The sequence below is a fragment of the Alicyclobacillus fodiniaquatilis genome, assembly GCF_042678105.1.
Classification (GTDB): domain Bacteria; phylum Bacillota; class Bacilli; order Alicyclobacillales; family Alicyclobacillaceae; genus Alicyclobacillus; species Alicyclobacillus fodiniaquatilis.
In genome coordinates this window covers 81,437-100,319 of sequence record NZ_JBHUCX010000020.1, presented here as the reverse complement: position 1 = coordinate 100,319, position 18,883 = coordinate 81,437, and the positions used below count along the sequence as shown (strand labels likewise).

Below are 18,883 nucleotides of genomic sequence, written 5' to 3'. Positions count from 1 at the left end.
CTACTATAATTCTAGCAAATGACATTCAAACTGGACATGGAGAAAGCTGGCCTTAATTGATTTCTTGACAAAGTTGGCGTGTTTTCACTTTCGTTCGGGCAATTTGAATCCAGTTTTCAGGGATGCCCAGTTGTTTGGCGCGATGAAAATCCGCATTGGCCAATTGTAGTTTATTTTGATGGAGATAGAGCATACCGCGATACAATGTGGCCAGGCGTTTGGTCTGTGCGTGGCCTTCTACCGTCAAACGGTTAAACTGTTCTTCGGCTAGTGAGTGATCCCCTGTCATGCTGGCGATTTGCGCGCGAACCAGTTCCAGCAAACAAGCCGTTTGGCTCGTGGAATCTATCTTGTTCTCCACGGATGTCAACGCAAGTTTGGCGCGGGTGATGTCATCTAGCAGAAAACTGGAGAAACCAAAAATCAGCGTGGCTTGCACGTGATTTGGCGCTAATGTCATGGCGCGTTTGGCGTAAACGATGGCTTGTTTCGGCTTGGCGTTCGTCAACTCGCACAATGCGAGTAGATAATCACCTGTCGCATCGGTTGGCGCGTGATGGCGCAGATATTCTGCCGCTGCGCGAGCTTCTGGGTAAAGGGATGCGCTGAGGCAGACAACGACAAAGAGCAAGGAAGTTTGGGCGATGAAATCGGGATCGAATTGGGTATCCTGAATCAAATTTTGTGCTTCCTCGCGTCGATTTGTCAGACACAGGCACAGTGCGCGCCACAACCGTGCTTCATTGTCTGCGGGATCAAGGTGCATGGCTTTGGCAAAACAGCGCTCGGCAGCGGACAACTCATCCAATTGGGTGTGACAGACACCCAAATTAAACCAAATATCAGGACTTTGAGCGGACGTGTGCAGTAGTTCGTAGAACACGTGAATGGCGGCGTGCCAGTTGCGTTCGGCTGCGTATAGCTGTGTCTTTGCTTCAAGTATCGCTTGGCGTGTGAGGTCATCCGACGCGTTTTCACCCGCCTTTTTCAATTGAAGCGCCGCACTGTCCAAATGCCCTGCCTGCAGATGGCAGAGCGCCAAATAGATGCGGGTGGCTGGTGTGTCATTTTGGGCAACCGCATCGTGCAAGGCATCTGCGGCCGCACCGTACATTTCTAAATCATAGTAGCCAAGGCCTTTGCGCAAAGCGCACTCCGCTTTGAGCGACAAGTCAAACCAAGGTTCCACGAGGTGAATGGGGCTGGGGATGAGCGGTTCACCCCCTGTGCGCGTCGCGTCAGCGGTGCGCGAGGGGGGCGTTTGTATTTGCGATTCAGAGGATTCGTATGCATTTGGATTGCTGCCGATCTCGGCGAGCGCCTCTTCGATGGTGTCGTCTACAGCCATCCAAGCATCCAACACGGAGGTGGCCATCGCGCGCAATTTTGCGAGTTCATCCAGCATTTGATCGCGTCGTTGTTCATCTGCAATGGGCACTTGTTGTCTGATTTGTTCGATGGCGTTCGCAATGGCTTCTAATTCAGCGTTTGGCACGCGGTTGACCTCCCAGAGACTTCAAATCGATAGTTCTAGGGTACTGAGCGTGCCAAAGATTATACGGGCCTATACTTCTTCAGCGGCGGAAAACAGAACTTCGCCACTGTGGATACGGTGGATTTGACCGTCATCACCGTGCAGGTACAGTATCCCTTGTTCATCGACATCTGTCGCTACACCGCTCAATAGGTCATCACCCACCTTGACTTGGATCTTCCGATTCAACGTGTGCGCTGCGTCTTTCCATTCATCGCGTACAGTGTGAAATCCGCCCGCCCCAGTCTGGAGATCTGTGTAGAGCGTTTCCAAGCTGCTTAAAATGTCCGCCAACAGCTTTGGGCGTTCGATTGGATGACCCAGTTCCGTCTGCAAAGTGGTTGCGCGCGCCAAAATGTCATTTGGCAGTTGCGTGTTGGCGAAGTTGGCGTTGATGCCAATGCCGATGACCGCATAGTCCACCTGTTCGGCGTCCGTGCGCATTTGCGCCAGAATACCGCACACTTTTTTGCCGTTGACGAGAATATCGTTTGGCCATTTGATCTCGACATCAATGGAACCACAGGCGACCAGGGCGCGCCGTACAGCGACACTGGCCAGTAACGTCAGTTCAGCGGCTTGTGACAAAGCGCATGGGGTCCGAACGATGACAGAAAACCACATCCCTCCTGCCGGCGATGTCCAGTTGCGCCCTTGCCGCCCTCTGCCGCCTGTTTGCTCTCCAGCAGTGATCACGACGCCCGTTGGTGCGCCCGTCCGCGCCAGTTGAGTCGCATCGTCGTTGGTCGAGGCGCGGGCGGGCGCCCATAGCACGCTGTGGCCAAATGTGGCGTTGGCAGGCAAATACGGCGTGATCAAAGGTTGCATCAGTTCGTCGGGAACGTGCACCACTCTGTACCCGACTCGTGTCGTCGCCTCAAACCGGAAGCCATAGGATTCGAGCTGTTTGATTTGTTTCCAAATGGCGGTGCGCGACAGGCCGAGTGTTTGACTGAGCGCTTCGCCGGAAATCACTGCGTCTTTTGTTTGGAGGAACATTTTGATCATGCTGTCCCGTGTGGTCAAACCTTGCTCATCTTTCATGCTTTGACAGCCTTCTCGTCCAGGGCGCGCAAGTACAACGCTTCATATTCACCGACTTTGTCCCGCACATGGAATTGCGTTTGGGCCCTCGTGCGGGAGTTGATGGAAAATTGTTGATACAGCTCGTCGTCGCGCAAGAGTTGCAGCACTTGTGCAGCCATCTGATCCACATCGCCAACTGGCGACAGAAATCCGGTTTCCCCATGTTGTACGACCTCGGGAATGCCACCTGCAATCGTGCCAACGACGGGGACGCCACAGGCCATTGCCTCCAGTGCGACTAAACCGAAACTTTCTTTTTCCGAAGGCAACAACAATACGTCTGCAGAGTCAACCAGCGGCGCAACCTCGTCTTGTTTGCCTAAAAAATCGACAGAATTGTGCAAGTTCAACTGATGCACAAGATCGCGGGCGGCGTTGTAATCCGGGCCTTCACCCACCAAGACCAGTCGCGCATTGACCTGATTCGCGACGCGCGCAAAGATTTGAATGACATCACAAATGCGCTTGACTGGCCGGAAATTGGAAATGTGCAACAGCACGCGCTCATCTGGACGAGATAAACATTTGCGCACTTCGTCTCCCGCACGCGGTTTGAACACGTCGGTGTCGACAAAGTTATACAAGCATTCAATCTCTTTATCTGTCTCGAAGAGTTCTTTCGTTTGCGCGATCAAGTCTTGACTGACTGCGGTCACTCTGTCGCTTTTTTCAATGCCCAGTTTCATCACTTGTTTCAAACGCAGATCCTGCGCGAGCACGGTGACATCTGTCCCGTGCAGCGTGGTGACCACTTTGACATCCCGCTTCGCCATTTGCTTGGCCAAAAAAGCGCAGACCGCGAACGGCAGCGCATAGTGCGCGTGAAGGATATCCAGTTCGTACTCGTCAATGACATTGGCCATCAGCGCAGCCAATGAAAAATCGTATGGCGGTGTGCGCAATACCGGGTAAGTGGTCGTGTCCATTTCGTGGATGTAGACGTGATCGACAAATGTGCCAAGTCGAAAAGGAACGTCAGTGACAATAAAGTGGACCTCATGTCCCTTGCGAGCCAATGCCTTCCCCAACTCCGTGGCCACCGCACCGGAACCCCCAATGGTCGGGTAACAACTGATTCCAATTTTCATTGCTTCACCCCTAACCTAAAAATAGTACGGTACCTTGGCGCTGCGCCATCCGATGCCATGATTGACTGGCATTTTCACGATTCTGCTGGTATGCGGGGCGCATGACGATCTCACCAGAGCAACTGCTCCAAACCATATACCATGCCGCGCAATCGAATGACACGCTCACAGGCGATGACGACACCAGGCATAAAACTTTCTCGATTCAGTGAATCGTGGCGAATGGTTAGCAATTCGCCAGTCCCGCCGAATATCACTTCTTGGTGTGCGACCAAGCCTGGCAGGCGGACGCTATGTATGGGAATTTCGTAATCGGTTTCCATTTGCTTCGCCGTGCGCAATGCGGTGCCAGACGGTTTGTCTTTTTTCTGGTCGTGATGCAACTCGATGATTTCCGCACTTTGCATCCACTTTGCCGCTTCGCGGGCAAAACGCATCATCAACAATGCGCCTAGCGCAAAGTTTGGGCAGGCGAGGCCGCCGATGTCGTTTTTTTCGGTGGCAATCTGCCATCGTTCGAGATCTGCATCTTGATATCCTGTTGCGCCAATCACTGGATACACACCATGTTCAATCGCTAAGTCCACATGGCCGACGACGCTTTCCGGCGTGGTGAGATCTAACCAAACGTCAGGCTTTTCAGTCTCCAACAGACGCAAGGGATCCGTGTAAACACTCGTTTGGGGGATGTCCGCCTCGTGGCCAGGACGATGAACCAATGCGCCTGCCAACTGCAGCTGTGCAGCGTTTGTCACAGCCTGAATCGCCTCGCGGCCCATCCGCCCCTGCGCGCCGGCAACGGCGACACGAATGGTGGTAGATTGAGTCAAAATCAATTCTCCTATCTTAAAATAATACAGCACTTGCTGTTGCGGGACGCATCACGCATGGTCTTCTTCGCAGAAATTCTTTATGAAAAAGATGAGGTCAGCGTCCAACAAACGCCGACCTCAATATCATACTTGGAATGTGGGCCAAAGTCATCGTCCCTCTAGCGATCCCGTCATCTTCATGACCTCTTTCGTAGTAAAGGATACATTGACTGTTGTATCCAAATCCAACGTGTCCTCTGTGAAACGGCAAACGACCGTATAGTGAAATGGCGTTTCCACAAACCGCCACGTCATGACATAGGTCTCATCATCGCGCCATGTGCCGCTTGCAGCGACTGATTGTGGTGTCTCAGACAACAATGCCAAATCATGGGCGATCCACTCGCCCGCCGCACAGCGAATCACTTGTGCTCCACGTGTGTCCCACAGTGTACACTCAGCGGTTTGCCCGTCGAACGAGAAAGAGATCGCCTGCAGGCCATGTTCATTGTCAGACAGTGTATAACGCTTGCCGGACACTTTGTCTGCCGTGATCGAACTGGATTGAATCACTGGCGGATGCAACTCGAGTGCGGCAAGTTGATCTTTCAAAACATCATGGTCTGTTGTGTCATCATGGGTTTTGTCGTGTTCCATGGCTGGTAGGATATACTGCCAAACCAGGTTCAGGACCGCTTGCAAGTCCTCCGTCCCACTCGTCATGGCCAACACGGCATCTTGCTCAGGCAGCACGACACAGAATTGTCCGAATGCGCCGTCTCCGCGATATGCCTGATGGCGGCAGCGCCAAAATTGGTAGCCGTATCCTTGTTGCCAGTCGCTGTCGATGTCATCTCCGTTCGAGATGTGTTTGGAGGTGGCTTCTTCAATCCAGGCTGCTGGCAGGATGCGTTGTCCTTGCCACACCCCTTTTTGCAGATACAGTTGGCCGAATTTAGCGATGTCTTCTGTTTTGATGGACAGCCCCCAACCACCAGTGTTGATGCCCTTGGGGCAGACGTCCCAGGTCGGCCCTTCGATGGACAAAGGTTCGAACAAGCGCGGTTGTAAATACGAAAGCAAGGTCTGTCCGGTCACTTTCTGGACGATTGCGGACAACATGTAGCTTGCGCCGCTGTTGTACACGAAAAGCGTTCCCGGCGCTTCTTCGACTGGGGCGTCTAGGAAAGCAGCGACCCAGTCGCCGTCCTCGCGCGCGCCGAGCAGCCCCATTGTATCCTGGCGATGTCCGGTAGACATCGAGAGCAGATGGCGCACGCGCATCGCGGCCAGATTGGGGGAGACAGTCTGCGGGTGTTGATCTTCAAAGAAGGACAAAACCGGATCATCCACGGATAATCTACCTTCGCTCACTGCGAATCCGATGGCTGTCGAAGTGAAACTTTTGCTCAAGGAGAATAACATATGCGGTTTTGTTGCCGCGTAAGGCGCCCACCATCCTTCGGCCAGCACATGGCCGTGGCGCAACAGCATCAAGCTGTGCAACTCGATAGGACTATTGTTCACTGCGTCCAGAAAAGCGCTGATTCCCGCCGATGAAACACCTTGTTCTTCCGGTGTGCTGCGCGGCAAATGAATGCTGTTTGAAATCGTGTTGTTTGACATCGACTACGTTCACTCCTATCTTACAGTTGATAAAACGGTTCATCATGCGCCACTCTGCGTTTTCATCCATTGCTGTTGCGCGTTCTGCACTTCTTCCCAAAAGTGATCCAGTTCGTGTTGTGCGACAGTGCGGACAAATTCAATGTCTTCGCCCAACAATTCTGGCGTCCATTTACGGCCCAGGTTGGCGTGGACCACCTCGTCGGCCCAATCGTAATCTTGAAACTGCGTCATGAGCGGATGCTTGGCTTCATCGCGGCAAAATTCATATTCGGCCCTTTTGCCTGTCCGTTTCATGGCGCCCTCTTCAATGCCGATGGACAACCACGTGTATTTCACGCCAGGAATTTTATGGACGTTGACATCATAGTCCGATGTATATTGCGGCTGATGCATCCAATCAAAGCCCGCTGCTTCCAGCGCTGCTTGACCAAACATACTGTGTCTCGCTTCATCCCACAAATGGCGGGCCAAATCGTGATAAAATTCCCAAGGCATGTTTTGCTGGGCATACAGGACGGCGGCAATCAGTTCGACGGCCGTCATTTCTTCCTGGCGCACGCGCATCATCATCACCAGGCGCTGTTGCACCGCATCGTCCGGCAAGTTCGGCACGCTGGTGCGCGCCCAAGTCGTCGGCCCCATCTTTTTCGGATCCCGCACGGATTTCATTGGCAACTGATAGGTTTGCTGTGAACGCCAGCGGCGCGGCAATTCGGTGGACTTTGTCTCAGCGCCATCAATGCCGCCAGCAGCTGCCAGCAATGATTGCAGATTTCTTTTAAATTCGTCGAGTCCTTCATGTGCTTCGCCTTCCGCTCGCAGGGATGCGATCATTTCGTTCCCCCACTGGATTTGCGCCTCCAGATCCAGAACAATGGTACGCAATATGCGGATGGTCGGTTGGTCGACAATCTGTTGCGTAGTGGACATATGTTTCTGGTAGGTGGCTAGTAAGGCCGGGCGTACGACCTCGTAAATGCCGACCAACAGTTCGAGATCATTCTGCGCGTGAATCAACTCTTCTAGCAAGAGCGACAATGCCGCGTCTGGCGCTTGTTGGAGCGAGGCTTGTGAAGAGCGCAACTCCCGAATGCGGTTGCGCAGTTCATCTGTCGCTTCCGCGTCTTCGTAGATGTGCTTGGCCAAAGTGAGTTTTAAATCCCAGTTTTCTCTAGCAGGGAGTTGGCCAGCCGCCAGACGGACAAGGCCATCGTGGACGAAGCGGTAACGCTGTAATACTTTTGCGTTCGTGTCAACACTGTAAGCGCCAATCTTGTAAGGGTTTTCAATTCCGGAAAACGGTAACATATGCGAACCCTCCCCAAAAGTTTAAGACAACATATAAGATACGCGCCCTACGACTGAACATGTGTGAAGGCTTCGTCGCCAATCGCCTATGTTCCTGCGACAATGCAGAATTAGCAGAGAAAGATTTCTCTATGGTTCGTTTTCTCATCAACGTCAGGTCCATGGGAATACTTGCGCGCCCCATGGACCTACCCTGAAAATCATATGGCGCCTTGGTGCTGCACCATGCGTGATGCCTTGATTGTCTGGCATTTTCACGATTCTGCTGTACGGATGCATCACGCATGGCGGTCTCGGACAAATCGATTTACGATCTCGCCGTCAATTCCCGTTTCTGCTGCATCAACTGCTTCGCTTCAGCATCGAACTTCGCGTATGCCGGATCGACAGATGTCAATTGGCTGAGTTGACCCAGGACATAGGCGATGCGGTTTTCCAGCACAATTAATTCCTCTTGTTGGTTCGCCTTGTCATTTGTCCGTTTGTTCCTTTGGCGAGCGGGACTGTCTAGTTTTTGTGTGTATTCCTGAAAACTGCCCTCAAATTTGCGAATCTGACCGTGTTCAAACACCAGCAGCTTGTTGCACAACCGCTCCAGCATGTATCTGTCGTGCGTCACCAGCAAAAGCGTGCCGCGGTAAGTCTCTAGGGTTCTCTCCAATTGTTCGCGGCTGTGCAAGTCCAGGTGGTTGGTCGGTTCGTCCAAAATCAGGATGTTGTTTGCCTGTGAGATAAACATGGCGATTTTCAGACGTGTTTGCTCACCTAAACTGAACGTTCGAATATCATTTTGAAACATGCTTTGTGCAAATCCCATGTTCGCCAGCAGTGTGCGCATCTCTGTCCGTTCTTGAGCAGTGGCTTGTTCAAGCAACTGCGCGATGGTGTCTTCTGCGGCTAAGTCATTGACATCTTGGCTTAAGTAAGCCATTTTTGCCGATGGACTGACCCATATCTCGCCTTCCTGCACAGACAGTTGTCCGAGTAGTATACGCAACAAAGTCGTTTTACCGCTGCCATTTTTGCCGATGATACCAACCCGTTCTCCTCGCAAGACCGTAAACGAGCTGTCACGAATCAAGGGGCAGTGATGATACCCTATTTCGATCTCGCGCGCTTCGATGAGACTGCGGCCATGTTTCGAAGCGTCGTCAAACTGGAAGTAAATCTGTTGTTCCTGCTGGGGTTTGGCCACGCCGTTTGTGCGCATGGATTCCAGCCTTTTTAACTTGGATTTCACCTGTTTATCCATCTTTTTGGCCTTTACGCGCTCAAACTCGCGCAGGCCCATCTGCCGCCGCTCGGCAGCAGTCCCTTTTTTGCCCGCCGTGCGATGCGCCTTTTCTGACCAGTTTTGCAATTGGTTGATTTCTGCTTCAATCTGCGCTTGTCTCTTCTTTTCGACATTGTATTGATGCAACTGGCTTTCGTATTGGCGCGCTTTTTCTTCCCGATAGAACGTATAGTTGCCAGCGTATGTGCGAATTTCGCCCCCGTCCAGTTCGATGATGCGCTGGACACTTCTGTCAAGAAAATAACGATTGTGTGAAATGTTGAGCAGCGCGCCTTGAAATGCGGCCATTTCAGCAATCAGCCATTCCACGGCTTGAAAGTCGAGATGGTTGGTCGGTTCGTCCATAATCAGGAGATCTGGCTTGGTCATCCAAATGTTCGCCAACGCAAGTTTCGTCTTCTCGCCGCCGCTCAGTCCCTGAAATCGTTTTGCATCCCAGTCTTGGACCTGTTGCAGTCCGAGTGTGCTGCAAATTTTGAGAAATTCCTCAATTTGCTTCACGTCATCTTGTTCATGGAGCATCTGGGCAAAATGATTGGTCGTATAGGCGGTGGATTGCAACAAGTAGCCAATTTGAATGCCTTGTCGCGCTTGGATGAGGTGGCCTCCATCCGGTTGAATGGTCCCAACGAGGATGTTTGCCAGTGTGGTTTTACCGGCGCCATTGACGCCGACCAAACCAATGCGCTCCCCTTCTGCAATGTCCAAGTTTACATTCTTCAATATGTTGCGTTCGGCAAAATCCTTGCTGATGCTTCGGCAACTAAGCAATATTTTTGCAGTCATGTCCAGGCCTCCTTGTTGTGTGATGACATCGACAACAAATCACAACAAAAAAGCCGTGGAGCAGACGCGCCCACGACGAAAAGATGATCAATCGCTTCTTTTCACAGTCCTACGCTTAAAGAAACGTCAACTGCGCTATCCAAAGAATGCATGGCATCTCGTCTTCTCATGGGATCTTTGAGCATGGGCGGACAAACTCCACCCCAACTCGCCACACAAATGGTGGGCGTCTGCATTTAACGTACCTCTGTTGTGGGTCCATTAGCATACAAACAAAGTCCACATAGCGAGAGACTGGATACCACCTTTCCGAAATTCAGAAGAGTATCGTGTTACACGAATAGTATACGCGCTGAGTGTTCAATTTTCTACCTCTGGATGCAGCAGCTTCAGTTTCTGCGAGAAAGTGTCTGCCTCCTCATTGAGCGGATCTGCTGCTTGCGCCAATCGGAAATATTGAAATGCCTCGACTGTTCTACCGGCAAAATACGCAGATTTCCCATGTTCGACACACACTGATGCGTAAATTGCCGCAACGTTGGATCGATACAAGTCATTCTCCGGGCAAAGGGAGACGGCCTTGGTCGCCAAAGTGTGTGCTTCTTGCAAGTCACCATTGCGATGTGCCGTGATGGAAGCGTGAAAATAAAGCTTCGAGTTGTTCGGTTCTGCAGCGATGGCGCGCTGAAACGCCGCCTTTACTTCATGGTAATCGCCAATGAAGAGGTATGCGTATGCAGCTTGGACGAATCGTTCACTAGTCATTGGGATCACCTCAATGTAGCGTATGGTCCAAGCGGCGAGAAGGTTTGTACCTTGGCCTATACGTCGGTTGTGCTGTCGTCCTTGCGCGTCCACCTGTCTTTGTCCCGTATTTCAAATTTGTTCATGACAGCGGCAAACGCTTCATTCAAATCGATTTCAAGCCGGTTTGCCAGACAGGTGATGACAAACAGCAAATCTCCCAGTTCAAGGGCAATGCTGCCTTCTCCTTCTTCCTTTTTCTTCGGTTTCTCTCCATAGCTGTGATTGATCTCGCGCGCCAATTCGCCCAATTCTTCGGAGAGTCGAACAACCAATGTCATCGGGTGAAAGTAACCTTCTTTAAATTGGCCGATATAGTCGTCTACACGTTGTTGTACGGCTTCTAAATCCACGGGGAAACGCTCCTTTATCTTTATAGCTCTTCTCATTATAGCGGACATGATGGAGCTTGAGCCAAACATAAAAGACAGGCCCCGGCATATGATGTATGGACAATTGTGGACCAGCTCGTACAGTAGTTTAGTTGAAAAAAGGAGTGAAGAGCTTGAGCCGAGGCAGAAAGAGCCACTGGTCCACCCTGTTCCTCGCGACAGCCGCCGCCATCTTTACCATCGCGTTGGTTGTATACCCGGAACAGGGTTTTGCGGCCGGTATGTCAGGCTTAAAACTATTTTGGAGGAGCGTCTTCCCTGCCCTGCTACCTTTTTTTGTTCTATCAGAAATTCTGTTAGGCTTGGGAATTGTACGTGGATTGGGCGTATTGCTGGAACCCCTGATGCGACCCTTGTTCAGTGTGCCAGGCGTGGGCGCGTTTGCACTTTCCATGGGGTTGGCAGCAGGATTTCCGATGGACGCGGTCATCACGGCGCGGTTTCGGGAAACCAAACAGTGTACAAGGGTTGAGGGTGAACGACTTTTAGCGTTTACAAACACGGCGGATCCGCTGTTCATGTTTGGTTCGGTTGCCGTCGGGATGTTTAAGTCCCCTGCTGTCGGTGGATTGCTCGCCATTGCCCACTACATTTCCGCGTTTTTGGTCGGCTTTGTATTTAAATGGTGGGGGCGCAAAGACCCGACGCACATTGCCGAGGTCAAAGCACGCGCCAATGAAGAGCGCCGCGATTTTATTCTCGTGCGCGCTTATCGGGAACTGCTCAAGGCGCGTGAAGAGGATGGTCGGCCATTTGGCAAACTGCTCGGCAACGCTGTCACCGAATCGATGCAGACCTTGCTGATGATCTGTGGATTTATTGTGTTTTTTGCAGTGTTGATTCAGGTGATGCATTTAAGTGGGATGATGAAAGTCATCGGCTGGCCCATCGCTGCTGTCTACCATCTGTTCCACATCAACAATGGCTTGGTGAACCCCACCATCGCGGGGTTACTTGAACTGGATGTCGGCAGTGCACAAACCGCGGTGGTGTCTGCCCCAATGCTGCAAAAATTGGCCTTGGTCAGCGCCATCATTGGTTGGAGTGGGTTGGCGGTACACGCACAGGTGGCAAGCGTGCTCACAAACACGGACATCCGCATGACGCCCTATGTCATCGCGCGGTTCTTGCAAGCCGCCTTTGCCGCTGTGGTCACAGTCATCTTCTATCAATTGGGCATGGGCCATGCAGCCGCCGCCGCATTTGCGCATATGCCTGTGATGACAGCTGTTGGGCGTGCAGGCAGTGGTCAATCGTTCTGGCATGTCGCCTCTTCCAGCTTGTCGTTCTGGTTGATCGCCCTCGCTGGTATGGTTGTTCTTGCGCTTGGCCTAGGCATGTTTCGCCGCATCCGAGTCATCGCCTTTCACACGCGTCTCAAGTGAGAATAGACAACATCGAGGCTGTCCCCGTCATTGCGCATAGGGCGCTCAAATGGGACAGCCTGCATGATTCTGGTCGCCTAATCACCAGCAGCATCAAACAGTACTTCCTCCTGTGCCTTTTGAATCACGAGGTTTTCGTCGCCGGGCATGAGACGCTTGCCCTTTTTGAGCACGTACCGCAGCCAACCACCGGCCATCCAGGAAGTGACCAAAGCCAACATCACCAGGATGGCGAAGAAGTTTTGATTGATGATGCCAAGCGCATACGCGGTTGAAGAGAGGACAATGCCGGGTCCGCCGCGCGCATTCATGGACGCCGCAAAGTTGAGACTGGTCAGTTTGTCGGTTTTAATGATGCGACAAGTGTAGTAGACGACGACACTTTGCACAATGGTGGCAAAAATCAGGTAGAGAATAAAGAACCCGAAACTGAAGTTCTTGGCCAAATCCAGTTGCATGCCGATGATGGCAAAGTAAAGCGGGATGAAAAATGCAAAGGATATGCCCTGTATGCTCTTTTCCAGACGCTGAAACAGTGGTGTGGGCAAACTGAACTTTGTCGCGATGCCAGCGAGAATGGCACCGTACATCACATCCACTTTCAGATAGCCTGCAATGTCTGACAATGCGAACAGGATGACCAAGAAGTAACCCAGAAACGAGGCGCGAAACAAGAAATTCCCCCGTTTTGAGGTGATTCGTCTGAGCAACCAAGGGACAACGACGATACAGACAAGCAGAAAAGCGAATGTCACAATCAGGCTCTTCGAGACCACCCAGGTGTTGATGCCACCTTGAGTTGATGAGACGATACCGGATGCAATGGCCAGCGACACCCACAAAATCAAGTCGTGCACACCGGCAATGGCGATGATGATCTTGGCAAAGCGCGAGTGCATGATGCCGAGATCGGCAAAGATCTTTGAAATGACGGGAATGGATGTCACCGCGATGGAGATGGCGACGATGATTTTCAAAGCGATAACGCTGTGATCCGGTCCCAAAAATTGATTCGGATCGAACAGATATGTGGACAGCCAACCCACAATGAACGGAATCACGGTCGATCCGATGATGATGGCGATGCCTGTTTTCACATCCGCTTTGGCAAACCTCGCTTGAAACTTTAAGCCTGCATTGTATAACAGCAGAAGCTCGCCAATGTAGTATATCAGGCCAAATAGGTTGCTCTCTGATGAAAATCCGAGATAGAGCCAATGGAACGCGCTTGGAAAAAGCGCACCCAAACAGGTTGGGCCGAGAATCAATCCCCCGACTACCTCCCCGATGACGCGCGGGATGGATAATCTTTCGGCGATATAGCCGAATAGGTTTGCCGCTGCCAACAGCAGCACCATGCCAAACAGAAAGCGTGCCAAATCCCCAGATGCTAGCGTAAACACTCCTTATGCCCCTCTCCCCATATTCGTGCCTGCAGGCAAACGTACGTTACTTTATGTAGCGGGGAGAAATCTGTCCAAGACAGAAACCTACTAGGAACAAGCATCCACGGGTGCTTGGGCGATAAATTCAACAGATGTCCCCTAGCGGACGGCCTTTTGCCAAGAAGTGTGCACACCAAAGTGAAAGAACAAACAAAAATGACCCCTGACAAATCGACATCGATTCGTAGGGGCCATCATCCTCCGCAGAGGCGCTTCGTGGTGAGCTCCATCACCAATATGGAATTGATGCTGCCATTATAGACAAAAAATCGACACCGGTCACCGCTGAAAGCCTATTCCGCACATGAAACCGGTATGTAGTGCGCCCCATGCGCGATGCCCCCATTTTCACGTCTGCTGGTACTGGGAGGCATCATGCATGGCTCGGTTTCAAGTCAAAAGTTCCATCTATGTGCGATGGGCTGAAAACTAGACGCCGCAAAAGAAGCTCAAGAGATATCCAGCATCCGCTGGATGGCCACTTTGCTCCACTCTGCGATATCAGGGGCCACCTCAATCACATTTGTTGTCTCACCAGCTAGGAGATTTTCCAGCGCTGAAAGCAAGTGTGGTCGATCAATTCGATTCATGGTCAGACACGGACACACCATTTCATTGACCGAGACAATGAATTGTTCAGGGTGCTCTTGCGCCAAGCGATTGACCAAATTGTGTTCGGTGCCAATCGCCCACTTTGTGCCTGGCGGCGCTTTGGCCACCGCTTTGATGATGTAATCGGTCGAACCAAATTCATCAGCCAATTGTACGGTTTCATACATGCACTCCGGATGGACGAGCACGCGAATACCCGGATATTTTTGGCGAATGCGCTCAACGTGGCGCGGTTCGAACCGCTGGTGCACAGAACAGTGTCCCTGCCACAGAATCACGCGCGAATCGCCCTCACCGTGCGGGAAATAGAGCGCCATCTCGTGCGGGTTGTAGACCGTCAGATCCGACAGATCAATCCCCAATCCCACAGCCGTATTTCTCCCCAGGTGTTGATCGGGCAAGAACAAAATTCGCTCTCGCTGCGCCAGTGCGTACTCAAAAACCCGTTTGGCGTTGGACGAAGTGATGGTCAAGCCACCGTGTTTGCCCACAAACGACTTGATGGCCGCTGTGGAGTTGACGTACGTCACGGGGATGATAGATTCGCCAAACCGGTCGGTGATGACTTGCCAGCATTCTTCGATTTGGTGGGCATCGGCCATATCCGCCATTGAGCAGCCAGCACGCAGATCCGGCAAAATGACCTTTTGCGTTGGTGCCGATAGAATGTCCGCTGTCTCCGCCATAAAGTGGACGCCGCAAAAGACGATGTACTTGGCGTCAGGCAGTTCTGCCGCAATGCGCGCAAGTTGCAGCGAATCTCCGCGATAGTCAGCGTACATGATGACATCGTCCCGTTGATAGTGGTGCCCCAACACGACGAGCGACTTGCCGAGAGCTGCTTTTGCAGCCATGATCCGGCTATCCAACGCTTCTGGCGTCAGATTGGCATAGGTTTCATCAATTTGATCCGGCAATCTGAGCATATCTACAGCCATCATCCATCAACCTCCTTATCGTACATCCAAGCTGATATCGAGTGCTTTGACAGAGTGGGTCAACCACCCCAGGGAAATGGCGTCTACGCCTGTGCTGCCATAACTGGCGACGTTGGCTGGCGTAATGCCGCCGGACGCTTCTGTCACAGCACGTCCGCCCACCAGCTTGACCGCCTCGGTCACTTGCGCTGGCGTCATGTTGTCGAGCATTATCACGTCCACTTGCGCGGCCAAGGCTTCCTCGACCTGCTCAAGCGTGTCGGTCTCCACTTCAATTTTGACCAAATGGCCAAGGCCGCGCTTCACGCGCTCCACTGCCAGCGTCAAAGAACCTGCCGCCGCAATGTGATTGTCCTTAATCAGCACCGCATCGTATAAGCCAAAACGGTGATTCCGCCCACCGCCGACGGTCACCGCATATTTGTCGAACAAGCGCAGACCAGGCACTGTCTTGCGGGTATCCACAATTTGCGTGTTCGATCCCGCTATCAGCCTGCACACATTGCGCGTTTCGGTGGCGATGCCGGACATGCGCTGCACCATGTTCAAAGCCACTCGTTCGGCGGACAGAATCGCGCGAGCGCTGCCTTGGACGCTGGCGAGTACGGTTCCTGGTGTGACGTCGGCGCCGTCTTGCACCATGCACTCAAATTCGAGTGAAGGTGCCATCAACTTGAACGTTTCCTCCACGACTTCCAAGCCAGCGATGCGGCCGTCGGCCTTCGCTAGGAAGATGCCTTGCATCGTCGCGGACGGATCGAAAATCAATTCTGTGGTCACATCGTGGATGCCGACGTCTTCAAGAAGTGCTTGCTGCAAGAATTGGCGTATTGCTAACGGATTCATGTGTCCCCTCCTGAATGAAATGCGTTTCAAAGGCTGGTGAGACATCCGGGAAATCTGTTCGATAATGTGCGCCCCTGCTTTCTTGACGCCACAGCGCCGCTCGCACGACGAGCAAGGCCGTCGTCAGCAGATTGACATCTGGTCCTGGTTGCACTGCTGCTTTCTTTAACCAAGCGGACAGCGTCTCTTCTGCCAACGCGAGTTGTTCCTGATTGCGCGTGATACCGACATGTGTCCACATCAAATCCTGGACGCGCTGTCGCAATGAAAGGGACGCTGACCTATCCCATGTGTGCGGCGCAATTTGACCAGCGGCCCTGTCGGTTTGACGGCCTTGCAGTCGTGGCAATTGCACCATCCGTTCGACGGCTTTTTTCGCCATCACCAGGCCTTCCAATAAGGAATTGCTAGCCAGGCGGTTGGCGCCATGCAAACCGCTCGACGCGACTTCCCCGATGGCGAATAAGCGCAAAATGGACGTCTGTCCTGCCACGTCTGTCAAAATGCCACCCATCGTGTAGTGCGCCACGGGCACAATCGGAATGCAATCCGTGCTTGGATTGATCCCACGCGCGCGGCAAAATTGATAAATGGTCGGAAACCGCTGTTCAAACTTTTCAATCATGCGGGCGTCCAGATAGACGTCACGGCCAAGGCTCATCTCTTGGTAGACCGCCTTGGCCACGACATCGCGCCCCGCCAGGTCTGCCCAGGGATGATATTTCGCCATAAATGGCACTTGTTGCGCGTTGACCAACCGCGCGCCTTCGCCGCGCACCGCTTCGGATACCAGGGGGACCGGGTTTGTCTCGCTCTTGAGTCCAGTCGGATGGAACTGGACAAATTCCATATCCCGCAGTTTGGCGCCTGCGCGGTATGCCAGCGCATAGCCATCCCCTGTCGCGTTTACGTCGTTGGTGGTATATTTATACAATTGGCCTAAACCGCCAGTGGCGAGGACAACGCTGTTGGCGCAGAACCACATTTGCGCATTTGAAGCATCGACAGCAAGCAGCCCTGTGCATTCCCCATTTTCCACAACCAGTTCACAGGCGTACGTGCGCTCGTAAATCTGGATGTTTTTGTGGGCGTGTACACATGCCAACAGGACGTCCATGGTCGCTTTGCCAGTCTGATCTCCACCGCTGTGCACGATGCGATTGCGACTGTGCGCACCTTCGCGGCCCAATTGCAGTTGTCCTGTATCGTTGTGATCAAATTGCACACCGATATCTTGTAAAAACTGAATCATCGCTGGCGCTTGTTCAACAATCACTTGGACGACTTCGTCGACACACAACCCCTGCCCTGTTCGCAGCGTATCGGTCTTGTGCAGATGAGGTTCATCATCTGCGCCAAGGACCGCCGCGATGCCGCCTTGCGCGAGCCGACTGTTGCCGTCTCCGAGTTCCCCCTTTGTAATCAGCGAAACACGGCCGTGTTCTGCGGCCAGTAGCGAGAGTGTCAGCCCAGCAATGCCTGATCCGATGACGACAAAGTCCGTGTTCAAGCGATTCCACATATGGCAAGCCTTCTTTTCTTCAGCCTGATTGAGATCACTAACTTGAAAATCATGCAAGACTTTGATGCCGCGCCATACGCGATGCCTCGATTGACTGGCAGCCTCGTGATGCTGCTGGTGCGGGAAGCATCACGTATGACGGTCTAGTTACCATTATTAGTCGTGCATTGATTACTGTCAATACACCTGTATATACTGATTGTATTCATATGTTTAATCGATTCTCCCGAGTACACTGCTCGGCACCATTAGTCTTAGGGAATGAGGTGTATCATCATCGACACATTAAAATATTTCGATCACGCTGCGACCACGCCGATGCGCGAAGAAGTGTGGGACTTGCTGCATCAATTTTCGCGCGATGTGTTTGGCAATCCCAACAGCCTGCACCAATTTGGCCACTTGGCGAAATATGCGCTGGAGGAAGCGCGCGCTTCCGTTGCGCGTTCCATCGGTGCGAACGAGACGGAAATCGTTTTTACTGGTAGTGGGACCGAGGCCAACAATATGGCCGTCATCGGCGCTGCAAGGCGCATGAGGCGATTGGGCAAAGGGAATCACATCATTACAAGCGGGATCGAACATCCTTCTGTTCTCCATACTTGTCGGGCATTGGAACAGGAAGGGTTCGAAGTCACCTATGCGCCTGTCGATGAGGCGGGACTTGTAGCTCCGGCGTTTATTCAGGCGGCCATCAAAGGCAGCACGGTGCTGGTCAGCGTCATGCACGCGAACAATGTCGTCGGGACCATCCAGCCGATTGAGGCAATCGGCGCCATCACGCGTGCAAAGGGTGTCCTGTTGCACACGGACGCTGTGCAGACGTACGGCAAGATTCCGCTCGACGTGGCGCAACTGCAAGTGGATTTGCTCACGCTCAATGCGCATAAAATCGGAGGGCCCAAAGGCATTGCTGCGCTGTATGTGCGCACAGGCACGCGCCTAGACCCTATCTTGCACGGCGGCGGTCAGGAGCGCGCCATTCGTTCTGGAACGCAAAATGTCCCTGGCATTGTGGCTTTTGCTAAAGCAGCTACGTTGGCCAGTGAAGAACAGCCGGCTTTTGCCGAACGGCTCCATCCGTTGCGCGAGCGTCTGCTCTCTCAGTTGCAAAACAGCATTCCCGGATGCAAGTTGAACGGCCACGCGACGAAAACACTGCCGACATGTCTGAATATCAGCATTGACCAAATTGAAGGCCAGGCGCTGATGCTGGAACTGGACAGGTTGGGCTTCGCGACATCGAGTGGATCCGCCTGCAGTTCGACAGAAAATGAACCCTCATATGTGTTGTTGGCGATGGGCAAATCACGTGAGGTGGCAGTAGAGAGTCTGCGGATTTCCCTGGGCAGGACGACGACCAAAGAAGCGGTCGACACTTTTGCTGTGGCATTGACGGAAG

16 protein-coding genes and 1 riboswitch are annotated in these 18,883 nt (G+C 52.6%); of the genes, 3 read left to right on the top strand and 13 right to left on the bottom strand.

Annotated features, from left to right (window positions below; genetic code table 11):
* Window positions 1-52: 52 nt before the first annotated feature.
* The 9 genes from ACFSB2_RS06885 to ACFSB2_RS06845 form a co-directional block, all read right to left on the bottom strand.
* Window positions 53-1,495 carry a tetratricopeptide repeat protein gene (locus ACFSB2_RS06885; RefSeq protein WP_377942299.1) on the bottom strand — a complete coding sequence of 481 codons (1,443 nt, stop codon included), beginning with the start codon at window positions 1,493-1,495 and terminating at the stop codon, window positions 53-55.
* 69 nt (window positions 1,496-1,564) lie between these two features.
* Entirely contained in the window at window positions 1,565-2,578 is a 1,014-nt protein-coding gene (locus tag ACFSB2_RS06880) for a biotin--[acetyl-CoA-carboxylase] ligase (RefSeq protein ID WP_377942298.1), read from the bottom strand.
* Window positions 2,575-3,708, bottom strand: a complete 1,134-nt coding sequence (gene bshA / locus ACFSB2_RS06875; RefSeq protein WP_377942297.1) for an N-acetyl-alpha-D-glucosaminyl L-malate synthase BshA — start codon at window positions 3,706-3,708, stop codon at window positions 2,575-2,577. Before bshA ends, ACFSB2_RS06880 begins: the two co-directional genes overlap by 4 nt.
* Window positions 3,709-3,818: 110 nt before the next feature.
* Window positions 3,819-4,538 carry a 4-hydroxy-tetrahydrodipicolinate reductase gene (gene dapB / locus ACFSB2_RS06870; RefSeq protein ID WP_377942296.1) on the bottom strand — a complete coding sequence of 240 codons (720 nt, stop codon included), beginning with the start codon at window positions 4,536-4,538 and terminating at the stop codon, window positions 3,819-3,821.
* Between the two features lie 150 nt (window positions 4,539-4,688).
* Window positions 4,689-6,146 carry a serine hydrolase domain-containing protein gene (locus ACFSB2_RS06865; protein WP_377942295.1) on the bottom strand — a complete coding sequence of 486 codons (1,458 nt, stop codon included), beginning with the start codon at window positions 6,144-6,146 and terminating at the stop codon, window positions 4,689-4,691.
* A gap of 42 nt (window positions 6,147-6,188) precedes the next feature.
* Window positions 6,189-7,457 carry a DUF455 family protein gene (locus tag ACFSB2_RS06860; protein ID WP_377942294.1) on the bottom strand — a complete coding sequence of 423 codons (1,269 nt, stop codon included), beginning with the start codon at window positions 7,455-7,457 and terminating at the stop codon, window positions 6,189-6,191.
* 307 nt (window positions 7,458-7,764) lie between these two features.
* Entirely contained in the window at window positions 7,765-9,537 is a 1,773-nt protein-coding gene (gene abc-f / locus ACFSB2_RS06855) for a ribosomal protection-like ABC-F family protein (RefSeq protein ID WP_377942293.1), read from the bottom strand.
* Window positions 9,538-9,897: 360 nt separating this feature from the next.
* A complete protein-coding gene (locus tag ACFSB2_RS06850; protein WP_377942292.1) occupies window positions 9,898-10,302 on the bottom strand; it encodes a tetratricopeptide repeat protein in 405 nt (134 codons plus the stop codon).
* Between the two features lie 56 nt (window positions 10,303-10,358).
* Entirely contained in the window at window positions 10,359-10,694 is a 336-nt protein-coding gene (locus ACFSB2_RS06845) for a nucleotide pyrophosphohydrolase (RefSeq protein ID WP_377942291.1), read from the bottom strand.
* Window positions 10,695-10,846: 152 nt separating this feature from the next.
* Between ACFSB2_RS06845 and ylbJ the strand changes: the two genes are divergently transcribed.
* Complete coding sequence (ylbJ, locus tag ACFSB2_RS06840; protein WP_377942290.1) at window positions 10,847-12,118, top strand: sporulation integral membrane protein YlbJ; 1,272 nt, start codon at window positions 10,847-10,849, stop codon at window positions 12,116-12,118.
* Between the two features lie 77 nt (window positions 12,119-12,195).
* On the opposite strand, the gene ACFSB2_RS06835 is transcribed toward ylbJ, so the two are convergent.
* From ACFSB2_RS06835 to nadB, 4 genes are all read right to left on the bottom strand, one after another.
* Window positions 12,196-13,521 carry a cation:proton antiporter gene (locus ACFSB2_RS06835; protein WP_377942289.1) on the bottom strand — a complete coding sequence of 442 codons (1,326 nt, stop codon included), beginning with the start codon at window positions 13,519-13,521 and terminating at the stop codon, window positions 12,196-12,198.
* A 220-nt stretch (window positions 13,522-13,741) separates the two neighbouring features.
* Window positions 13,742-13,806: riboswitch (Fluoride riboswitch) on the bottom strand.
* A gap of 206 nt (window positions 13,807-14,012) precedes the next feature.
* Window positions 14,013-15,116 (bottom strand): quinolinate synthase NadA, encoded by a 1,104-nt coding sequence (nadA, locus tag ACFSB2_RS06830; protein WP_377942288.1) that lies wholly within the window; start codon window positions 15,114-15,116, stop codon window positions 14,013-14,015.
* Between the two features lie 12 nt (window positions 15,117-15,128).
* A complete protein-coding gene (gene nadC, locus ACFSB2_RS06825) occupies window positions 15,129-15,959 on the bottom strand; it encodes a carboxylating nicotinate-nucleotide diphosphorylase (protein WP_377942287.1) in 831 nt (276 codons plus the stop codon).
* A complete protein-coding gene (nadB, locus tag ACFSB2_RS06820; RefSeq protein WP_377942286.1) occupies window positions 15,913-17,481 on the bottom strand; it encodes an L-aspartate oxidase in 1,569 nt (522 codons plus the stop codon). The genes nadC and nadB overlap by 47 nt, the downstream gene beginning before the upstream one ends.
* Between nadB and ACFSB2_RS06815 the strand changes: the two genes are divergently transcribed.
* A complete protein-coding gene (locus tag ACFSB2_RS06815) occupies window positions 17,482-17,628 on the top strand; it encodes a hypothetical protein (RefSeq protein ID WP_377942285.1) in 147 nt (48 codons plus the stop codon).
* Window positions 17,629-17,742: 114 nt separating this feature from the next.
* Window positions 17,743-18,883: cysteine desulfurase family protein (locus tag ACFSB2_RS06810; RefSeq protein WP_377942284.1), on the top strand; the 1,141-nt coding region annotated here is incomplete at its 3' end.